The organism is Rhodococcus sp. 06-156-4, assembly GCF_002259345.1.
GTDB lineage: Bacteria > Actinomycetota > Actinomycetes > Mycobacteriales > Mycobacteriaceae > Rhodococcoides > Rhodococcoides fascians_E.
Map to the genome: position 1 here is coordinate 1 of NZ_NPGB01000007.1, position 20,125 is coordinate 20,125.

A 20,125-nucleotide genomic window follows, 5' to 3' on the forward strand; every position below is an offset into this window, starting at 1 on the left:
AATCGCCTTGTGAACGAACGAACCCTTAGGTCCCATCCGCGGCGGAAAAGGCCGAGCCGCCGTCACAGCGGGAGTAGGCCTAGGCGCTAGGGCAGTCACACAGTCCTCCTGAAGATGCGAGTGGAGTCATCGTAAACCCGCAACGGCTCGGGTACTACCTTTGGTCGTAGTTCGTTGCGGCGGAGTCGTGTATCTCGACGAAAAATCCCGCCACCGACGACGGTGGCGGGATTTCACGACGACTGTGTCGGTGAGCGTCAGTTGCCCAACGCGCAGAACTGGCCCGAGGACAGGTTGAGGGCGAGCGACCACTGGCCGACGCAATCGACGCCTGCGGCTTCGGCGGTTGCTCCCGAACCCCAACCCGCGATGGCGATGATGGTTCCGCCGTTGTCCGCCCAGGAATGCGCGATTCCGCCGCCGATGGCTCCGGCGTACGCGGTGCCTCCGGCGCGCGAGGCCCCGAGTGCCGTGCCGTAGCCGGTTGCCAACGTGGAGGTGCTGCCCGCGCCCTCGGCGACGCTGACGGCGGTGCCGCTGTCGGTTGCGGTTGCGGTAGCGCGTGACGCGTCCTGAGCGGTGGCGCCGCAGCTGGCGTAACCGTCGACCTGGATGTCGTTCGCGGACGGAGGGGACACGCACGTCACCGGTGCCGCGGAGGCCACGCCGGCGCCGGCGAAACCAGCAGCGACGATGCCGCCACCGACAGCGAAAGCTGCTGCAGCACGGGACATTCGACTACTGGAGCGGAAGGAGGAGCCATCCTGGGGCGAGCGGCGGAGCAGAGAGAAAGACGGAACAGCGAACAACAGGGGGGCTCCTTCACGGAATCTTGCAAATGGGTCGATGCGGCACACCGTACCCCGGTTCGGGCGTCAGGTCATCAGTGAATGTTCCCAATGGATGTAACGATTCGTCACCGTCGATGTCGTGGCCGTCTTCCGCATGTCGATGGTGCTCTAGCATCTTCGAAGATGAAGCGCAGTCTTGTCGTCGTTCTTGCCGGAGCGCTGGTGGTTCTCGCCGGATGCAGCGGGTCGTCCGACGGTCCAGCGGGTCCGCCGGCGGCGGATTCGTCGTTCACCTCGCCCGGTGTCGCGCTCGCGCCGGACTCCGGCGGAGCGGTGCGAGAGCAGGCGCCCTCGCCCGTCGAACGCAAAGAAGTTGTCACGGGCCAGATCTACGTCACCGCCGACGATCCCGTCGACGCTGCACGCGAGGCGGTCGGCGCGGTGGAGAGCGCCGGAGGCCGCATCGACAACCGAACCGAGAATCCAGCGACGGAGAACTCGACGGCCAGTAGTTCCATCACCGCCAGGATCCCCGCGGACGAGCTGACCGTGACCGTCGACAGGATCTCTGCCCTCGGGAAGGTCACCAGCGTCAGCATCACTCGTGACGACGTCACCATGCAGTACCAGGACCTCGACGCCAGGATCGCGGCTCTTCAGGCGTCGGTCGATCGGTTGCGGGCGCTCATCGCCGGTGCGACGAACACGGCCGACCTGATCGAAGCGGAGTCGGCGCTGTCGAGCAGGCAAGGCGAGCTCGACGGGTTGGTCTCGCAACGCAGCTACCTCGCCGATCAAGTGGAACTGTCCACCATCACAGTGCAATTCAGCACCGACGACGTCACGCCGTCGCCCGGACCGGACAACTTCCTCGACGGCCTGGTCTCCGGGTGGAACTCGTTGCTCGACGCGATCGGAGACGGGATCGTTGCCGTGGGGCGTGCGATTCCGTGGCTGGGTGCGCTGGTGGTGGGAGCAGGTGTCGTCTACGCGGTGGTGCGGACGGTGCGTGCAGTCCGGCCGCGCCGGACAGTCGAGAAAGACAACAGCGACGACACGGATGCCGTCGGGACCGACGGCGTGGGGACCGACGAGAGCGAAGGCAACGCCGCGCCTCGGGAATGAATCGGCGGTCGGTCTGCGGTGCAGCAGTTCCGGACCGGAGTGAGTCGAGCCGGACTCACACCGCCCCGTCGAAACCGTGTTGACGCCAGGCCTCGTACATCACGACGGCGGCCGAGTTCGCGAGATTCAGCGATCGCCGCCCCGGGATCATGGGGATTCGCAACCGGTCGGTGACGCGATCGTCGCCCAGGACGTCGTCGGGGAGCCCGGTCGGCTCGGGGCCGAAGAGGAGAACGTCGCCCGGGAGGTAGTCGACGGACGTGTGGAATCGCGTCGAGTGAGCGGTGTACGCGAAGACGCGATCGGGCTTCAGTGCTTCCCATGCTGCGGCGAGGTTCTCGTGCACGGTCACCGATGCGAGGTCGTGGTAGTCGAGTCCCGCTCGTTTGAGTTTGGGCTCGGACATGTCGAAGCCCAGCGGGCCGACGAGGTGGAGTTCGCACCCCGTGCCTGCGACGAGGCGAATTGCGTTGCCGGTGTTCTGAGGAATCCGGGGCTCGAAGAACATGAGTCGAAACACCCGGCTCACTCTGCCACCACGCGTCGGGGAAGGATGGTGCAGGTGGACGAGGAACAGATCATCGGCGAGGACTACTCCGACAGCAGACTCGATCGGCAACGGTGGAACGGCCGAAGTTACGTGGCCTGCACCTTCCGGGATGCGGACCTCAGCGGCCTGGAGACGACGTCCGTGGTGTTCACCGAGTGCGACTTCACCGGCGCCGATCTGACCGAATCGGTCCACCGCGACGCGGCCTTCCGGTCCTGTACTTTCACTCGAACCAATTTGCTGCACTCCACTTTTCGCAATTCGACGTTCATGGGTTCGACATTCGTGGACTGCAGGCTGCGGCCCGCGACGTTCGACGAGGTCGACTTCACTCTGGCAGGGATGGGCGGCGCCGACCTGCGTGGAGTGGACCTGACGGGATGTCGATTCGTCGAGGCCAACCTCGTGAACACCGACCTGCGCAAGGCGACGCTCGTGTCGGTCGACCTCTCCGGCGCGCGAGCCACCGGCGCCAAACTCGACGCCGCGGATCTGCGCGGGTCGAGGGTAGACGGGGCGCTCTGGGTGGGGACCTCGCTCGTCGGCACGAAGATCGAGCTCACCCAGGCGGTGGCCTACGCGCAAGCGCAGGGACTCGCTGTCGAGGGGTGAGAAATCGGCCGGTGACAGACCTGGAACAATGTGGGTCGTGACTGCAACGATTCTGGACGGCAAGACGACCCGCGACGAGATTTTCGTCGATCTCACCGAGCGGGTTCGGACCCTGCGGGAGAACGGTATCGTTCCCGGCCTCGCGACGGTTCTCGTCGGCGACGACCCGGGTTCGGCCGCCTACGTGCGGGGCAAGCACAACGACTGCGCGAAGGTCGGGATCACATCGATTCGACGCGATCTCCCCGCCGACATCACCCAGGCGGATCTCGAAGCCGTCATCGACGAACTCAATGCCAATCCGGCGTGCACCGGATACATCGTCCAACTTCCGTTGCCGAAGCATCTCGACGAGAACGCGGCGCTCGAACGCATCGACCCGGACAAGGATGCCGACGGCCTGCACCCGATCAACCTCGGGCGTCTGGTGCTGGGCAAGGACGCTGCGCTGCCGTGCACACCGCGCGGAATCGTGCATCTGCTGCGTCGGTACGACGTACGGATCGACGGCGCTCACGCCGTCGTCGTCGGTCGCGGTGTGACGGTGGGCCGCCCGATCGGACTCCTGCTGACTCGCAGGTCGGAGAACGCGACAGTGACGCTGTGCCACACCGGAACTCGTGATCTTGCGGCCGAGGTGTCTCGCGCCGACATCGTCATCGCGGCCGCCGGTGTGCCGGGCATCATCACCGCCGACATGGTCAAGCCGGGTGCTGCGGTCCTCGACGTCGGCGTCAGCAGGACCGAGGATGGTCTGCGCGGCGACGTCGCTGCAGGCGTCGCGGACGTCGCGGGATTCGTCTCACCCAATCCCGGGGGCGTGGGACCGCTCACTCGCGCCTTCCTGCTGTCCAACGTTGTCGAACGTGCCGAGCGAGACCTCCCGGCGACGGTCTGACGTCGCATGGGCGCTCAGATCCGCAAGAACCTGCCTCTACTGGCCGTGATGGTCGTCCTCGCGGCCGCGCTCGTGCTCGTGCTCGCGGACCGGTGGCGCCGCGGATCGTTCGTGCTGGGCGTGGCCACTCTTCTCGCGGCGGGGTTCCGGCTGTGTGTTCCCGAAAACCGCGTGGGGCTGCTCGCGGTACGAAGCCGTGGCTTCGACGTGTCCGCCCTCGCGCTGGTGGGCGGCGCCATCGTCTTTCTGTCGTCCTCGATCGACCCACTCGGTACGGACTGAGCGCCGCACCGAGTCGGTCGACTCCTGAGTTCAGACGTGGCGAGCAGCGCGTGCGTGCTGCATCGTCTCGCCGAGCAGCTTCGCGACGGACCCGGCTTCGGTGAGAAAGCCGTCGTGACCGTCTCTGGACTGAATGACTTCGAGTCCACGGCACTCGGGTAGACCGCGCGCGATCTCCTTCTGCTGACGCAGCGGATACAACCGGTCGGAATCCACACCGCCGACGATGGTCGGCACCGTCGCGCGCGCCAGGGCTTCGTCGACGCCACCGCGTCCCCGACCGATGTCATGCCGGTTCATCGCCTCGCTCAGTAATACGTACGTGCTTGCGTCGAACCTGTCGGCCAACTTGTTGGCCTGGTGCTGAAGGTAGCTGTCGACGGCGTATCGGCCACCGTTCCACGGGTTCTCGTCGCCCTGGGGGTTGTTCTCGAACCGGAGGTCGAGCTCGCTCTCGGTGCGATAGGTCAGGTGCGCGATGCGACGAGCGATCTTCAGTCCAGCGCGAGGGGATCGAGCCGTGCCGTGGTAATCACCGCCCTGCCAGTCCGGATCCGACGCGATCGCTTCGATCTGAGTGGTCTGCGTACCGATCTGGTCCGCAGTGGCGCGGGCGCCGACGGCGAGTACGAGAGCGGCGCCGACACGCTCGGGATGGCCGACGATCCACTCCAGTGTGCGCATGCCGCCCATGGAACCGCCGACAACAGCAGCGAAGCGGTGGATGCCGAGCGCATCCGCGAGCGCGACCTCGGCCGCAACCTGGTCGCGAATGGAGATGCCGGGGAATCGGCTGCCGTACGGCTTACCGTCCTCGGCGAGCGAGCTGGGACCCGTCGTTCCACCGCAGCCACCGAGGACGTTCGATGCGACGACGCACCACTCGTCGGTGTCTATCGGTGCGCCGGGTCCGACCATCCCGTTCCACCAGCCGGGCAACGCGTGATCCGCGTCGGCGGGTCCGCTGACGTGCGAATCGCCGGTGAGGGCGTGCTCGACGAGAACCACGTTGTCACGTCCGGGTGCGAGCTCTCCCCAGCGCTGCACCGCAACGGTCACCTGGGGTAGCGAGGCACCGCTCTCGAGGTCGAGCCGGCCGATGTCGATACTGCCGAGCCGTCCGTCCGGCGGCGGGAATCCCGCAGCCGGACGGACGTCGTGCACAGAGCCGATGGTCAAGACGCCGCCGCTGCGAATCCGGTTTCGAGATCGGCGAGAATATCGTCGATCCCTTCGATACCCACAGCGAGCCTGACCAGGCCCGGAGTGACGCCCGAGGCCAGCTGCTCCTCCGGCGTCAACTGCGAATGTGTGGTCGAGGCGGGGTGAATGACGAGTGAACGCACATCACCGATGTTAGCCACATGGCTGTGAAGGCTCAGCGCGTTGACGAACTTCTTGCCGGCGTCGACGCCGCCCTTCAGCTCGAACGCGATGATGGCGCCCTGGCCCTTCGGTGCAAGTTCCTGGCCGCGGCCGTACCACGGCGAGGACTTCAGACCCGCGTAGTTGATGGACTCCACCTCGTCCCGCGCCTCGAGGAACGCCGCCACCTTCTGTGCGTTCTCGACGTGACGTTCGATGCGCAGACTCAACGTCTCGAGCCCCTGGCTGATGAGGAACGCGTTGAACGGAGACACGGCCGCGCCGACATCACGCAGCAACTGGACGCGGGCCTTGAGCGCGAACGCCGGAGCACCGAGGTCCGCGAACACGACGCCGTGATAGCTGGGATCGGCCGTCGTGAAGTTGGTGTGGCGCCCCTGCGTCCAATCGAAGGTGCCACCGTCGACGATGACGCCCGCGATGGCGGTGCCGTGCCCACCGAGGTACTTCGTCGCCGAATGCACGACGATGTCCGCGCCGTGCTTCAGCGGCTGGATGAGATACGGAGTCGCGACGGTGTTGTCGACGATGAGCGGAATCCCGTTCTCGTGCGCCACGGCGGAGATACCGGGGATGTCGAGAATGTCGTTCTTCGGGTTGGAGATGGTCTCGCCGTAGAACGCTTTGGTGTTCGGGGTGATGGCTGCGCGCCACTGCTCGAGATCGTCCGGATCCTCGACGAACGTGACCTGCACACCGAACTTCGGAAGCGTGTAGTGAAACAGGTTGTACGTTCCGCCGTACAGACGAGGGCTGGAGACGATGTGATCGCCCGCTTCCGCGAGGTTGAGGATCGCGAACGTCTCGGCGGCCTGCCCGGACGCCAGGAGCAGCGCGGCGACGCCGCCCTCGAGAGCAGCGATGCGCTGCTCGACCACGTCCTGGGTGGGGTTGATGATGCGGGTGTAGATGTTGCCCGGTTCTGCCAGCCCGAACAGTGCGGCGGCGTGATCGGTGTTGTCGAACGTGTACGACGTGGTCTGGTAGATGGGCAGAGCGCGCGCGTTGGTCGCGCCGTCCGGAGTCTGACCCGTGTGAATCTGCTTGGTCTCGAAAGCCCACGAAGCAGTGGGGTCTTCGATGGGGGCGCCGGTTGCGTCCACGACGTCAGGGGTGTTGTCGGTCATGTGAGTGATAACTCCGTCTTCGAAGGATGATCAGGTTTCGAATCGGCTCTCGTCCGGAAAGCCGGGGCGGGGCGTATCGGTACAACAACACATGATCAACCTCTTCCTGGGGCCGCCGACGTGTCGGACAACTCCCGGTCAGTGGGCCCACCGACATCATGTGACATCACCGTGGCGGGCCCGCGCTTGCTCGACGGCAACGCGTGTGCGCAGCCGACTAACCAGGTCTTCTCACCCGGGGCACCCCACCGCGGTTGGAGGGTTGCCGGCCAGCAAGCCGGGGCTCGATGCTGGCACTCATGACCTGGCGTGAATCCTAGCGGTGCGATCGACTTCGGGAAACAAGCAGTCCGGCCACAACACGCGCGCCGACGGCCGGGAGTGGAGCCTGCGGAACGAGCACGATGAAGGCCGGGAGTGGAGCCTGCGGAACGAGCACGATGAAGGCCGGGAGTGGAGCCTGCGGAACGAGCACGATGAAGGCCGGGAGTGGAGCCTGCGGAATGAGCACTATAAAGGTAGTAGTGGGGCCTGCGGATCGACCGTTGGACGGCGGCGTGAGCACTATCACCGCCGGAGGATTCGAAAATCGCTTGTGCCGGGGATGACAATTGACGCCTGGGACGTTGCCGATCCAGTCCGTCCTTTTTCTTCTTGATCGATCCCGAAACCCCGAAACCCCGAAAGGTCGTTGTGCCGTGTCTGTCACCGATTCCGCCCTCGCCAGGAATGTCGGCGCCGTGCGTTCGAAGGTGTCGAGCGGCCTGAGTACCAGTAACCGTCCGCACTCCACGCGGAGACGGTTCGCGATGTTCGCCCTGTCGATCGGTGGGTTCGGTATCGGGACCACCGAGTTCGCGTCGATGGGTCTGCTTCCCGACGTGGCGTCGAGCATGGGTATCTCCGAGCCCTCGGCCGGTCACATGATCTCGGCGTACGCCCTCGGCGTCGTCGTCGGTGCGCCCGCGATCGCGACGCTGGCCGCGCGTGTACCGCGTCGAGCACTGTTGATCGCTCTGATGGTGGCGTTCACTCTCGGCAACCTCGGTACCGTGTTCGCTCCCAGTTTCAACGAATTGGTCGCGTCCAGGTTCGTCGCGGGCTTGCCTCACGGTGCGTACTTCGGTATCGCGGCGCTCGTCGCGGCGCATCTCGCCGAGCCGGGCAAGCGCGCCAAAGCTGTTGCGATGGTCATGATGGGGCTCTCGATAGCCAACGTCGTCGGTGTCCCCGCAGCTACCTGGCTCGGGCAACTTCTCGGCTGGCGCAGTGCGTTCGCCGTCGTCGGGGTGATCGGTGCACTCACCGTCACCGCCTTGATCATGTGGATGCCTCGTCTCGACGGCATGCCGACCACCAATCCGATCACGGAGCTCGGTGCACTTCGCCGCAGCCAGGTGTGGATGACGCTGTTCGTCGGCATGGTCGGCTTCGGTGGCATGTTCGCCGTGTACACCTACATCTCGTCGACGCTGACCGATGTCGCGGGACTGGCACGCACTCTGGTGCCGGTCGCGCTGATGATCTACGGCCTCGGCATGGTTGCCGGCAACTACTTCGGCGGATGGCTCGCGGACCGCTTCAAGCTGAAGGGAACGTTCTTCGGGCTGGCATCGATGGCTGTGTTCCTGGCTGCGTTCGTTCTGGCCGCACACAACCCGATCAGCGCGCTGATCCTGGTGTTCCTGATCGGCGCGTCGGGCTCGTCGGTGATCCCCGGACTGCAGACCCGGTTGATGGACGTCGCCGAGGACGCTCAGACACTGGCGGCGTCGCTCAATCACGCGGCGTTCAACCTCGCCAATGCAATCGGTGCCGCGCTCGGTGGTGCCGTCATCGCCGCCGGCTTCGGGTACACGGCACCCGCGGCTGCAGGTGCCATCCTGGCCGTCGCAGGCCTCGTCGTCCTGTCCATCGCGATGTGGATGCAGCGACGGACCGACGCCCGCGCTGCTTGATCGACTCGCCTGGATCTTTCGATGCGCACCGCTCGGTGTGCGTCCGAGAGATCCAGGCCGAGGTCGGTCAACTCGTGGTGGTGGCTGCGCCGCCCCCGGCGAGCGTGCCGGCGAACGCCGGGACCAACTTGTCGATCACGTACGGCAAGCTCAGGACGCTGGTGAAGTAGATCGCGCCTGCTGTGACGCCATCGGTGAACACGAGCTTGTTCTCTTTCACCCGCTCGAGGTTCCGATACACCCGCTCCTGCTCGAGTGCGGTGCGATCTTCGGGCTTCTCGGTGCCCCAGAGCAGCACGTCGGCCGAATCGAGGACCGACAGGTTCTCGAGCGGAATGTATGCCTGGCCGCTGCCGTCCGCGGGTGCGAATTCATCGATGTCCGACGGCACGACGAACCCGAGATCGGTCAGAAAGTCCGTGCTCAAGCCGTTCTGGTAGGCGATGGCGTCGCCGTCGTAGATTGCGTTCTGCAGGAAGATCGCCTTGGTTCCCTCGAACTCCGGGTGCTCGGCCCTCGCGGCTGCGAACTTCTCGTCGACGCCCGCGATGAGATTCTCGACGTCGTCCTTCTTGCCGACGGCGGCGCCGATGCTGCGAGCTTGAACATCCCACGGTTCGAAGTACTCGGAGTACTCGCCGGAGTGTGCAATGGTCGGCGCGATCTCGCTGAGCCGGTCGTAGGATTCCTGATCCAGACCCGCGTTGGTCGCGATGATCAGATCGGGCTCGAGCCCGACGATCCGTTCGTACTGAAAGCCGTCGGCGATGTCGAGCACCTCCGGTTGTGCGTCGCCGAGCGCGTCCTGTGCCCACGGCCAGGTGGCGTACGGCTGCTCGCCGTACCATTCGGTGACGCCGACGGGGATCACGCCGAGTGCGAGGAGGGTGTCCTGCTCGGTGTAACCGACGGAGACGACGCGTTGCGGTTCCGATTCCACCGTCGTCTCGCCGAAGGCGTGGTCGACGGTCACCGGAAACGCCCCGCTCGACTCGGAACCGCTGGTGGGAGTGCTCGCCGTGTCGTCGGACGAACTCGAGCATGCGGACAGCAGGAGCGCGGCAGCTGCCGCGGCGGCGGCCCACCGAAGCAGTCGCGTGGATTCGACCATGAAGGTGCCTTTCGAGGGGGTGACGTGGCTCGAGTTCTGTCGGGCCTCGTTCAGATCCGTAAGGGTAGCCGACCCTTATGTGACGGAATCAGGCCGTGTCCCGCGACGCCCGCGCGGCCCGACGGATCTTCACCGAACCTCCACATTTCCCGACGGACTCCTCCACGTCCGGGCTCTAGGGTCGACATCATGAACCGCACAGTGCTGGTCGTCGACGACGAACCCACGATCTCCGACGCGTTGGCCGCACGACTCCGCGGCGAAGGTTTCGGCGTGGTGACGGCGCACGACGGACCGTCGGCGGTCGAGGTCTGTGCCCGCGAGAAGCCGGACGTCGTGGTTCTCGACGTCATGCTGCCGGGCTTCGACGGCCTGGAGGTGTGCCGACGGATCCAGGCGGACCGTCCGATTCCGGTGCTGATGCTGACCGCGAAGTCGGACGAGACCGACATGCTCGTCGGACTCGGCGTCGGCGCCGACGACTATCTCTCCAAGCCGTTCAGTATGCGCGAGGTCGTCGCGCGGGTGCACGCACTCCTTCGTCGCGCCGAACGCACCGCCGCGGCATCGACTGCGACGGCGGCGATGACGCTCGGCGCGTTTCGAATCGACCACGATGCGCGACGCGTGAGCGGACCCGACGGTGAAATTCACCTCACCCGAACCGAATTCGACATCCTTGCATTCCTGTCGGCTCGACCCGGCGCTGCGGTCGCCCGCGACACCCTCCTCGCCGAACTGTGGGGTTGGGAGGATTCTGCCAGCAGTCGGACCGTGGACAGTCATGTGAAGGCGTTGCGACGCAAGCTCGGCGGCACGCTGATCCGCACCGTTCACGGCGTCGGGTACGCGCTGGAGACTCCACGATGAGAGCTCCGATCCCGCTTGTCCGGTTGCCGCGACCGCTGGACTCGCTGACGTCGTTCAAACTCAAGGTCGCTCTGATCGTGGGGATCGTTCTGCTGTTGGCCAGCGTGACGTTCTGGATCGGTGCGAGCTGGCAGTTCCGCTACACGCTGCTGGCCGCGCTCGTGGTGTCCATCGCAGCAACGCAATTGGTGGCGCACGGTATGACTTCACCGCTGCGAGAGATGACGGCCGCGGCCCGCGCAATGGCACGAGGGGACTATACGACGCGGGTGCGCGCGAGCTCGCGTGACGAGGTCGGCCAACTCGCCGAGGCCTTCAATACGATGTCCGCTGATCTCGAAGCAGCCGACACGTACCGGCGTGAGCTCATCGGAAACGTCTCCCACGAACTCAAGACGCCGATCGCGGCACTTCGTGCGGTGCTGGAAAACATGGTCGACGGCGTGACCGAGCCCGATCCTGCCACGCTGAACGTCGCGCTGCGTCAGACGGAGAAGCTCGGTGACCTGGTGACCGAGTTGCTGGATCTGTCCCGGCTCGAAGGGGGAGTGCTCCCACTGCGGCCGGAACGATTCGGTGTGCACGACTTCCTCGGCGCGGTGGCGTCGGAGTACGGGCGTGTGCGCGTCGTGGTGACGCCGCACCAGCTGCAGATGTCCGCCGACCGGTCACGAGTGCAGCAGATCGTGACGAACCTGCTGAGCAATGCAGTCGAGCATTCCCCTCCGGGCTCGGCCGTCACAGTGTCCGCGATGCCTGCACCGGAAGGGGTCAGGATCGAGGTGTCCGACGACGGTCCGGGAATCTCGCCCTCCGAACGTTTTTCGGTCTTCGACCGGTTCACCAGAGGTGGTGCCACAGGCGGCGGAACCGGACTCGGTCTGGCGATCGCCCGGTGGGCGACCGAACTGCACGGCGGGACGATAGAAGTCCTGGACAGATCACCCGGGTGCCACATCCGGGTGTGCCTTCCACAGAACTGAACCCTGCCCGGTCCCACACGAGAACCACTTTCACTCACGGCGCACGCACAGGCGTGTCGTCGCTCCAAGTCCTGCCCAGAACAACTGTGAGGTAGAGGAAATGAACGCAATCACTACACCGAAGTCCACCTCCACCGGGCCGGCTCCGGTGCTTCCGCCACGCAACCGGTCATCGCGTCGATGGTCACCGTGGGCCCCGCGAGTGTGGCCGGTGCTCCGCCACGCATCGGCGCCGCGAAAGGCTTTGATCGCCGCGATGTCCGCAGGTGCGGTGGGGGCATCGGTACTCGGAGGACAGGGCGTCGGATACTCCATCACCACGGCCGTCATCGTCGCCGCAGTCGCCTTCGCACTGCGGGAAAGGCCCACCCCGTGGCAGCTCGCCGGCGCGAGCGGAGTGCTTCTGCTGGGATCGGTCGCGACCGTCCGCGCAGCGGAATGGCTGGTGGCACTGTGCACATGGACGTCGATAGTCGTTGCTGCGGCGGTACTCTCCGGCTCATGGACCTGGCGAGGTCTCGGGCTGGGGGCCTTGGCTCCGCTGTTTCTGCCGGTCCGCACGTGGAGATGGGCGTCCACCGGTGCGCGGCGGCTGGACACCGACCGTGCCCACCCGCGCCGACTGGCCGCGGTCTTCGCATCGACGGTGATGCTGGTGATCGTGTTCGGCGCGCTGTTCGCTGCAGCCGACCCGACATTCGGGAAGATCGTCGACGCGGCGACTCCCGACTGGGATCTCGGTGGCACCGTGACACGCATCCTCGTGTTCACCTTCGTCGGCGCAGCGACACTGGGTGCGGCGTATCTGGCGGTCAATCGACCGCACTTCGATCTGCTCGCGCGGCCGTCGAAGTCGTCGGTGTCACTCTGGGAGTGGATGGTGCCCGTCGCGGCTCTCGTCGGAGTGTTCGTCCTGTTCGTGGCCGTTCAGACGACAACACTGTTCGGCGGTCAGAGCCACGTGCGCACGACGGACGGCCTCACCAACGCCGAGTACGCCCGTCAAGGGTTCTGGCAGTTGCTGGCGGTGACGGCCCTGACTCTTCTGGTACTGGCCACCGTTGTTCGCACAGCGCCGCGAGACACTCGTACCCAGCGGACGTATCTGAGGGTTGTTCTCGGCTTGCTGTGCGTCCTCGCCCTCGTGGTGGTGACCTCGGCCTTGCATCGCATGTCCCTGTACGAGCGTCAATACGGGTACACGACGCTTCGTCTGTTCGTCACGGTCGTCGAGGTTCTGCTGGGAGCGGTGTTCGTGCTCGTCATGGTCGCCGGAATCGGTATGACAGGGAAATGGCTGCCGCGAGCTGTCGGGGTCGCTGTCGTCGGCGCGGTTCTTTCCCTTGCTGCGCTGAATCCGGACGCGTACGTCGCCCGGCACAGCGTCGAGCGGTTCGAGGACACCGGCAAGATCGACACGCGGTATCTCCGAAGCCTCTCGGCGGATGCGGCACCGGAGCTCGACCGCCTGCCCGAGCCCTATCGCAGTTGCGTGCTCTCCGACGTCACGGCAACGGTGAAGTGGACGGAATGGAACCTTGCCGAGGATCGAGCTGCAGCACTCGACGGGCGTGGTCCCGGAGGCGCGAACTGCGCGTGATCGGATGGACGCGATACGCTGGCCACCGGCGAAGCGAACGGAAGGGGTGGACGGCAATGCGATACCTGAGCGCAGTCTCGGCATACCTCGTCCTGCTCCTGATGCTCGCCACCCTTCCCGACACCGCCGTGACCACAGTTGCCTTCGGGCTGGTCGTCACCGCAGTGGCCGTGGCGCTCGCGTCGTCGGCGGCAAGGCGAATCGTGCTCGACGCCCTGTTCGGCGTCGCACACGGACCACGGGGAGAAGAACGCAGGCGCCGCGGGTCGTTCCGCCGTCAGCAACGGCCCGACGAAGCGGGCCGCCCCATGCCCAGAGCCCCGGGCGCACCGGTGGGGGCACACTGAGCGACGCTCGCGTCCGCGGCTCTGCCCCCGAACCCTTTCTGCCGAAAGAAGTTCGTTCACCCGGGGAGTTCTCGTGCGCACAATCTTCGTTTCACTCGTCGTCACCGTACTGCTGCTGCTGGCAGTCCTCGACGACCCGTCGACGGTCGGCGGACTACTGCTCGGGATCGCTGCGGCAACACTCGCCGCTCTCGGTGCGGTCGACGCGACAGTCGGACTGGACCGAACCCGGGTGCCGGGTCCACCAGCGGAAGAGCGACGTCTGCGTGGACGATTCCGTCGCCAACACCGCCCTGATGCCCCCGGGCGCCCCATGCCGAGAGCACCCGGATCGATGACCTGACCGTTCCCGCAGGCTCCACTCCCGTCGGCGAGTCCTGCCGGGATCGGTCGTGACGTTCATCGACCGACTCCCTCGAAGAGGTGCTCTCATGCTCGATTTCATCTACTACCCCGTGTCCGGAATCCTCTGGGTCTGGCACACTGTGTTCGGCTCGGTCCTCGGACCGGACAACGGAATCACCTGGGCTTTGTCCGTGATGTTCCTGGTGTTCACCCTCCGGCTCGTGCTCTACAAACCCTTCGTGAGCCAGGTGCGGACCCAGCTCACGATGAAGAAACTGCAACCGGAGATCAAGGCGTTGCAGAAGAAGTACAGCGGTGACCGCGCGCGGCAGGCCGCCGAGATGCAGAAGCTGCAGAAAGCGCACGGATTCAATCCGCTGCTCGGCTGCCTACCCGTGTTGGTGCAAGCCCCGGTGTTCATCGGGCTGTTGCACGTGCTCCGCTCCTTCAACCGAACCGGCACCGGTATCGGGCAACTGGGAATGTCGCCGGAGGAGAACGCGAACACCGCGAACTACTTCTTCAGCGCAACAGACGTCCAATCATTCCTGGACGCACGGCTTTTCGGTGCACCGATCTCCGCCGCGATGAACAGCGGGGCGGCGACACTGGAGGCGTTCGCGCCGTTCGGCGGTGTACCGACAGTGATCGGCATCGCGATGGTGGCGGTACCGCTGATGGTGCTGGCCGGCATCGCGACGCACTTCAACTCTCGTGCGTCGATCGCTCGACAGGACGACGCGGCGCGCGCCAATCCGCAGACGGCGCTGATGAACCGTCTGGCGCTGTGGGTGTTTCCCGCGGGCGTACTGCTCGGCGGTCCATTTCTGCCGATTGCCGTGCTGCTCTACTGGGTCAGCAACAACCTCTGGACCTATGTTCAGCAGCATGTGGTCTACCGACGCATCGACTCCCTCGCTGCCGCAGTCAGCGACGCGGACGACGGGACGACGCAGGCCGACGCCACGGTGGCCGCGCCGTCGAAGCCCCGGCCCGGTGTCAAGCCCGGAGGCCCTAAAAGTCGACGCCGATAGATTCCAGGTCTGTCGGTGGTCTCGGCTACGGTGCCCTACGTGACTATCACCGTGTCCACAGTCAACGTAAACGGAGTACGCGCAGCAGCCAGGAAAGGCATGTTGCCGTGGCTCGAGACCACCGACGCGGACGTGATCTGTCTGCAGGAAACCCGCGCGAACGACGGCGAACTCACCAAGGCGCTCGCCCCTGCACTCGACGCAGGCTGGCACCTGGCCTCCGCCGAACCGTCGGCGAAGGGGCGCAACGGTGTGGCGATCCTGTCCCGCACGGCGCCCGATGCCATCCGGGTCGGCATCGGCGCGAAGGAGTTCTCCGATTCCGGACGCTACATCGAGGCCGATTTCGGTGATGTGTCCGTCGCGAGCCTGTACCTGCCGTCCGGCGAGGTCGGTACCGAACGCCAAGAGGAGAAGGAACGCTTCATGGCGGCGTTCGCCAAATACCTCGCCGCATCCGCGAAAGCAGCGAAGTCCGCGGATCGAGACGTGGTCGTGTGCGGAGACTGGAACATCGCCCACACCGAGGCCGACCTGAAGGCGTGGAAGACCAATCGGAAGAACTCCGGATTCCTGCCGGAAGAGCGCGCATGGGTCTCCGCTCTGCTGACGGAGAAGGCGCCGTGGACCGACGTCGTGCGCGCTCTGCACCCGGATGTCGAAGGACCGTACAGCTGGTGGTCCTACCGGGGGAAGGCGTTCGACAACGACGCGGGTTGGCGTATCGACTACCAGCTGGCAACGGCGTCGCTCGCAGAGCGAGCCAAAGAGGCCGTCACCGAACGTGCCGAGGCCTACGACCAACGGTGGTCCGATCACGCGCCCGTCACCGTCCGGTACCGGTAACACCTGAGAAGAATCGCCTTGCTCGGGCGTGAAAAGATTACGAGCATGTCTTCTCCTTCGCCCACCGACGCACCACAGGGCCCGCGTCAGCGAGTTCTGTCCGGGATCCAGCCGACCGGGGATTCGTTCCACCTCGGCAACTATCTCGGTGCGGTGCGTCAGTGGGTGGCGTTGCAGGAAGACTACGACGCGTTCTACTTCATCCCGGACCTGCACGCCATCACCGTTCCCCAGGACCCCAAGGCGCTGCGCAACCGCACTCGCATCGCCGCGGCGCAGCTGCTGGCGGTGGGAATCGACCCGAAGCGCTCCACTCTGTTCGTGCAGAGCCAGGTTCCCGAACACGCGCAGCTCGCGTGGGTCCTCAACTGCATCACCGGATTCGGTGAAGCAGGGCGAATGACGCAGTTCAAGGACAAGTCGGCGAAACAGGGGCGTGACCAGACCACTGTCGGGCTGTTCACCTACCCCGTTCTCCAGGCTGCCGACATTCTGCTGTATCGCCCCAATCTCGTTCCCGTCGGCGAGGATCAGCGTCAGCACCTCGAGTTGACCCGTGATCTCGCGCAGCGTTTCAACACTCGCTTCAAGAAGACGTTCGTCGTGCCCGACGCGCACATCATCAAGGGCACGGCAAAGATCTTCGATCTGCAGGAGCCGACCTCAAAGATGAGCAAGTCCGGATCCAACCCGGCTGGCATCGTGAACCTTCTCGACGACCCCAAGGTGACGGCGAAGAAACTCCGATCCGCGGTCACGGACAACGATCGTGACATTGTGTTCGATCCCGAGAACAAGCCGGGCGTCAGCAACCTGCTCGTCATCCAGTCCGCCCTCTCGGACCGGTCGATCGAGGACCTCGTGTCCGGGTACGAGGGAAAAGGCTACGGCGACCTCAAATCCGACACGGCCGATGTGCTGACCGAGTTCGTGACGCCGCTTAAGGCGAGCGTCGACGGGTATATGTCCGATGTTGCCGAATTGGACCGCATCCTTGCCGACGGCGCGGATCGGGCCAGGGAAGTAGCGTCGCGCACGTTGGCGCAGGTGTACGACCGGGTGGGGTTCTTGGCTCCGCTCTCCTGACTGACGCTTTCTCTGACAGGCTGGGGGGACTGACAGCGAGGGCCCGACTCCAAGAGGGTGATTGTCGTTCCTGACTTCGCAGCAACTCTGCAAGACCGTCGTGACAAATGGCCGTGGTTCGATCACACGGTCCGCGCAGCAACTCGATACCAGGCTCAGAAGGGCGACTACTACGCGGCGGGCATGACCTACTTCAGCGTCCTCGCGCTGTTCCCGTTGCTGATGGTCGCGTTCGCAGCTGCCGGGTTCATCCTGGTCGGTCAGCCGGAGTGGCTCGATCAGATCCGTGACCAGATTGCGCAGAACGTTCCGGGAAGCTTCGGCGAGACCATCAATTCGTTGATCGACACCGCCGTCGAGTCCAGAACGAGCGTCGGCATCATCGGTCTGCTCGGTGCGCTCTACGCAGGTCTGGGGTGGATTGCCAATCTGCGCGAGGCGCTGACGGCGATGTGGGAGTTCGTACACGAGCCGGGAAGTTTTCTCGCGACCAAGCTGAAGGATTTCGCGGCACTCGTCGGCCTCGGGTTGGCGCTCGCGCTCTCGCTCGGCCTGTCGGCGTTGAACGGCGGATCCGTCATGCGCAGTCTGCTGGAACTGGCGAATCTCGACCAGGCTCCCGGCGTCGGAATTCTGTTACGAGTCGTGTCGGTGCTGTTGGCGCTGGCCGCGACCTGGGCGGTGATGACGTGGGTCATCTCGAGGCTGCCGAGAGAGCCCGTCCCGTTCCGCAGCGCGGTCAAGGGCGGCTTGATCGCAGCCGTCGGCTTCGAGATCTTCAAGCAGATCGCCGCGATCTATCTCGCGTCGGTCACCAACGGTCCCGCCGGAGTCGTCTTCGGCCCCATCATCGGTCTCCTCGTGTTCGTGTTCACGACATCGCGATTCATCCTGTTCGCCACGGCATTTGCGGCGACGACCCGAGAAAGCATGGCGCTGGCCTACGTCCCTCCGCCGGAGCCGGCCGTCATCAACACGCGGGTGGAGGTCAACGAGGGCCCGACCCTCGGCGGCGGAATTGCGCTCGTGGGCGCCGGCGCGCTGGCCGCCGTCGGGCTCGGGTTCTTGAACCGGAGACGCTGACCTCAGCGACGCCGGTGGAGTTGCCGAGCCCACAGCAGGAGCCCGATCACCACCAACCCGCCGACGACGGCGACGCCGATTCGTATCGCAGTGTCACCACCCGCCTCGAGGGACGTCTCCCGTTCGCCTGCCGTGCTCGGAGTGTCCGGCGGAGATGCCAGAGTCGGCGCGGCCGTGCGTGTGCTGGTGACGCCTCCCACCGACTCCGGCGGCACCAGCGTTCCCACACTCGTGCCCGGTGGTAGCGCGAAGCCGTAGTCGAGCAGCCTGGCTGCTTGCTCCCACGGACGAATCGGCAGCACGTCGCCCTTCATGATGGTGACCGCGAGGCGTCTGCCGTTCTTGTCGGCGCCTCCGACGAACGTCTGACGTGCGTCGTCGGTGTATCCGGTTTTGCCGCCCACGGCGCCGTCGTAGTTGTACAGAAGCTGATTGTCGTTCGACAGGGTGAATCCTGGACGGTCGACGTCGTCGGGGATGTTCGGATCCTTGGGGAAGCCCGGAAACTGAACGGTCTCGGTGGAAATCAACTGAGCGAACGTGGGGTTCTCCATCGCCGCACGGAAGAACAACGCGAGATCGTATGCAGAACTGGACATTCCAGGACCGTCGAGACCGGACGGCGTCGCCGTGCGTGTGTCGAGCGCGCCCAGAGACCGTGCCTTGGCGTTCATCTTGGCGACAGTGGCGTCGTCGCCGCCCATCTGAGAGGCCAACGCGTGCGCAGCGTCGTTCCCCGACGCCATCACCAGGCCCTGCATCAATTGAAAGTTGCTGTACACGCCGCCCTTGCCGATGCCGACGGCGCTGCCCTCGGCATTCGCGTCCTCGGCTGTGGCGACGACGGTGGTGTTCAGGTCGAGCTCGTCGAGGGCGACCAACGCCAGCAGGATCTTGATCGTGCTGGCCGGGCGGTACCGGCCGTGCGGATCCTTCGCGGCGATGACGTCACCCGAGTCCAGATCCGACAGAACCCAACCCGTCGCAGAGATGTCCTCGGGGAGGGCGGGTGCACCGTCCGGCACCACCACGCCGCAGTAACCGAGTTGCTCACCGCCCACGGCGTCGGCGGGAACCGGGAGTGGCGTGGGCGCGCTCTCCCCGGGCTTCGGCACCTCGGACAGATCGATGGCTGGCGGTGGCGACGTCGCCTGCGGGCAGTCGTCGGTGTTCGGCGTCGAGAACGGGGTCGAAGTCCCGGCGGGAGGGTCGGGTTCCTGCGCAGCAGCCGGGCCGGCTGCCACGAACAGGACCGCAGCTGCGGCCAGTGCCGCTGCAGTTCGCGAAATCGTTTTCATCGCGAACAACCTTAGGTCTCGGTGTGAGCGACGCGGGCACGACTCACCGGACCGTCGATGGGCAGTCAGATCTGGTCGGACAGGTCGGAGAAGTAGTTGAGCTGCCAGGTCTGCGCGGCCACGCCGGACCTGTTGTTCGGTTCGTCCCATTCGGGGTAGACCCGAAAACCGCGCTTGCCCTCGGTGGTCCCCACCGTGAGCACGCCGTGCTCGGACAGTGCGTGCTTGGGGAACTCGAAGTAGCCGTACGATTTCGGCGTCCACGTGACAACGATCAGACGATCGAAGTCGTCACGTACATCGAAGGGCTCGATCTGATCGCCGGTCGCGCGCTTCCAGAACGTCACGAACTGGCCGACCTTCTTGGGTGTGGTCCGAGCAACGCGGAAGTGAACGGAAAGACCGTCGATCGTCAGGTGATGAGCTCCGTATTCGGAACCTTCGGTTTCGGCGACAGCATTGTCCAGTACGGCTCCTCGCGCATCGAGGACAAGGGACTTCAGCTGCTGTAGTTGTGCGTTCACTGGTACCAGTTTGCTATATCGACGGCAGATACGAAAAACGTCGTGAGTGGAAATGTAGGTGCTCTCTGGTCGCTTCGCGGGCTCCGCTCCTGACCCAGGCCTACATTTCCACTCACGTGGGGTCTAGTTGTTTTCGGGGAATCCGAGGTTGATGCCGCCGTGGCTGGGGCCGAGCCAGCGGGAGGTGACGGCTTTGCCGCGGGTGAAGAAGTGGATTCCTTCGGTGCCGTGGGCGTGGGTGTCGCCGAACAGCGAGTTTTTCCAGCCGC

General features: G+C 65.3%; 22 protein-coding genes and 1 riboswitch. Of the genes, 14 read left to right on the plus strand and 8 right to left on the minus strand.

From position 1 onward, the window contains the following. Positions 1-257: 257 nt before the first annotated feature. Positions 258-734 (minus strand): DUF6764 family protein, encoded by a 477-nt coding sequence (locus CH290_RS03005; protein ID WP_033188523.1) that lies wholly within the window; start codon positions 732-734, stop codon positions 258-260. A 240-nt stretch (positions 735-974) separates the two neighbouring features. Between CH290_RS03005 and CH290_RS03010 the strand changes: the two genes are divergently transcribed. Beyond that, complete coding sequence (locus tag CH290_RS03010) at positions 975-1,916, plus strand: DUF4349 domain-containing protein (protein WP_033188522.1); 942 nt, start codon at positions 975-977, stop codon at positions 1,914-1,916. Positions 1,917-1,971: 55 nt separating this feature from the next. Here the strand turns inward: CH290_RS03010 and CH290_RS03015 are convergent, their stop codons facing one another. Next, the gene (locus tag CH290_RS03015) at positions 1,972-2,436 is read right to left on the minus strand and encodes a tRNA (cytidine(34)-2'-O)-methyltransferase (protein WP_026348292.1); all 465 of its coding nucleotides are present in this window, start codon (positions 2,434-2,436) and stop codon (positions 1,972-1,974) included. Between the two features lie 33 nt (positions 2,437-2,469). On the opposite strand from CH290_RS03015, the gene CH290_RS03020 reads away from it, so the two are divergent. The 3 genes from CH290_RS03020 to CH290_RS03030 are packed head-to-tail and all read left to right on the plus strand — an operon-like array spanning position 2,470 to position 4,258. Further along, positions 2,470-3,078: a pentapeptide repeat-containing protein gene (locus CH290_RS03020; RefSeq protein WP_019667992.1), complete on the plus strand. Its 609-nt coding sequence runs from the start codon at positions 2,470-2,472 to the stop codon at positions 3,076-3,078. Positions 3,079-3,115: 37 nt separating this feature from the next. After that, positions 3,116-3,976, plus strand: a complete 861-nt coding sequence (locus CH290_RS03025; RefSeq protein ID WP_179275219.1) for a bifunctional methylenetetrahydrofolate dehydrogenase/methenyltetrahydrofolate cyclohydrolase — start codon at positions 3,116-3,118, stop codon at positions 3,974-3,976. 6 nt (positions 3,977-3,982) lie between these two features. Beyond that, positions 3,983-4,258: a DUF3017 domain-containing protein gene (locus tag CH290_RS03030; protein ID WP_019667990.1), complete on the plus strand. Its 276-nt coding sequence runs from the start codon at positions 3,983-3,985 to the stop codon at positions 4,256-4,258. Between the two features lie 30 nt (positions 4,259-4,288). On the opposite strand, the gene metX is transcribed toward CH290_RS03030, so the two are convergent. Next, a complete protein-coding gene (gene metX / locus CH290_RS03035; RefSeq protein WP_020113413.1) occupies positions 4,289-5,437 on the minus strand; it encodes a homoserine O-acetyltransferase MetX in 1,149 nt (382 codons plus the stop codon). Continuing rightward, positions 5,434-6,771 carry a bifunctional o-acetylhomoserine/o-acetylserine sulfhydrylase gene (locus CH290_RS03040; protein ID WP_080733864.1) on the minus strand — a complete coding sequence of 446 codons (1,338 nt, stop codon included), beginning with the start codon at positions 6,769-6,771 and terminating at the stop codon, positions 5,434-5,436. Before CH290_RS03040 ends, metX begins: the two co-directional genes overlap by 4 nt. Positions 6,772-6,948: 177 nt before the next feature. Beyond that, positions 6,949-7,076, minus strand: a riboswitch (SAM riboswitch). Between the two features lie 504 nt (positions 7,077-7,580). On the opposite strand from CH290_RS03040, the gene CH290_RS03050 reads away from it, so the two are divergent. Then, complete coding sequence (locus CH290_RS03050; protein WP_033188525.1) at positions 7,581-8,729, plus strand: MFS transporter; 1,149 nt, start codon at positions 7,581-7,583, stop codon at positions 8,727-8,729. A gap of 67 nt (positions 8,730-8,796) precedes the next feature. Here CH290_RS03050 and CH290_RS03055 read toward each other — a convergent pair whose 3' ends face one another. Then, positions 8,797-9,840, minus strand: coding sequence for an iron-siderophore ABC transporter substrate-binding protein (locus tag CH290_RS03055; protein WP_020113410.1), 1,044 nt, complete (start codon positions 9,838-9,840; stop codon positions 8,797-8,799). Positions 9,841-10,029: 189 nt separating this feature from the next. On the opposite strand from CH290_RS03055, the gene CH290_RS03060 reads away from it, so the two are divergent. The 9 genes from CH290_RS03060 to yhjD all read left to right on the plus strand — a co-directional run bounded on the left by CH290_RS03060 (position 10,030) and on the right by yhjD (position 18,034). After that, complete coding sequence (locus CH290_RS03060) at positions 10,030-10,710, plus strand: response regulator transcription factor (protein ID WP_020113409.1); 681 nt, start codon at positions 10,030-10,032, stop codon at positions 10,708-10,710. Beyond that, positions 10,707-11,693, plus strand: a complete 987-nt coding sequence (locus CH290_RS03065; RefSeq protein WP_027499116.1) for a sensor histidine kinase — start codon at positions 10,707-10,709, stop codon at positions 11,691-11,693. Before CH290_RS03060 ends, CH290_RS03065 begins: the two co-directional genes overlap by 4 nt. A gap of 100 nt (positions 11,694-11,793) precedes the next feature. Next, positions 11,794-13,293 (plus strand): DUF4153 domain-containing protein, encoded by a 1,500-nt coding sequence (locus CH290_RS03070; RefSeq protein WP_230620889.1) that lies wholly within the window; start codon positions 11,794-11,796, stop codon positions 13,291-13,293. Between the two features lie 56 nt (positions 13,294-13,349). After that, complete coding sequence (locus CH290_RS03075; RefSeq protein WP_230594203.1) at positions 13,350-13,640, plus strand: DUF6412 domain-containing protein; 291 nt, start codon at positions 13,350-13,352, stop codon at positions 13,638-13,640. Positions 13,641-13,713: 73 nt separating this feature from the next. After that, entirely contained in the window at positions 13,714-13,983 is a 270-nt protein-coding gene (locus CH290_RS03080; RefSeq protein WP_020113406.1) for a DUF6412 domain-containing protein, read from the plus strand. 88 nt (positions 13,984-14,071) lie between these two features. Further along, entirely contained in the window at positions 14,072-15,019 is a 948-nt protein-coding gene (yidC, locus tag CH290_RS03085; RefSeq protein ID WP_033188524.1) for a membrane protein insertase YidC, read from the plus strand. 39 nt (positions 15,020-15,058) lie between these two features. Next, positions 15,059-15,865 (plus strand): exodeoxyribonuclease III, encoded by an 807-nt coding sequence (locus tag CH290_RS03090; protein WP_080748661.1) that lies wholly within the window; start codon positions 15,059-15,061, stop codon positions 15,863-15,865. Between the two features lie 45 nt (positions 15,866-15,910). After that, entirely contained in the window at positions 15,911-16,951 is a 1,041-nt protein-coding gene (gene trpS, locus CH290_RS03095; protein WP_019667978.1) for a tryptophan--tRNA ligase, read from the plus strand. A 57-nt stretch (positions 16,952-17,008) separates the two neighbouring features. Next, positions 17,009-18,034, plus strand: a complete 1,026-nt coding sequence (gene yhjD / locus CH290_RS03100; RefSeq protein WP_019667977.1) for an inner membrane protein YhjD — start codon at positions 17,009-17,011, stop codon at positions 18,032-18,034. Between the two features lie 2 nt (positions 18,035-18,036). Here the strand turns inward: yhjD and CH290_RS03105 are convergent, their stop codons facing one another. From CH290_RS03105 to CH290_RS30630, 3 genes are all read right to left on the minus strand, one after another. Further along, complete coding sequence (locus tag CH290_RS03105; RefSeq protein ID WP_019667976.1) at positions 18,037-19,332, minus strand: D-alanyl-D-alanine carboxypeptidase family protein; 1,296 nt, start codon at positions 19,330-19,332, stop codon at positions 18,037-18,039. Between the two features lie 65 nt (positions 19,333-19,397). Beyond that, the gene (locus tag CH290_RS03110) at positions 19,398-19,856 is read right to left on the minus strand and encodes a MepB family protein (protein ID WP_019667975.1); all 459 of its coding nucleotides are present in this window, start codon (positions 19,854-19,856) and stop codon (positions 19,398-19,400) included. 123 nt (positions 19,857-19,979) lie between these two features. After that, positions 19,980-20,125 (minus strand): methylmalonate-semialdehyde dehydrogenase (locus CH290_RS30630; RefSeq protein WP_094620623.1); only part of this gene is annotated, 146 nt, incomplete at its 5' end.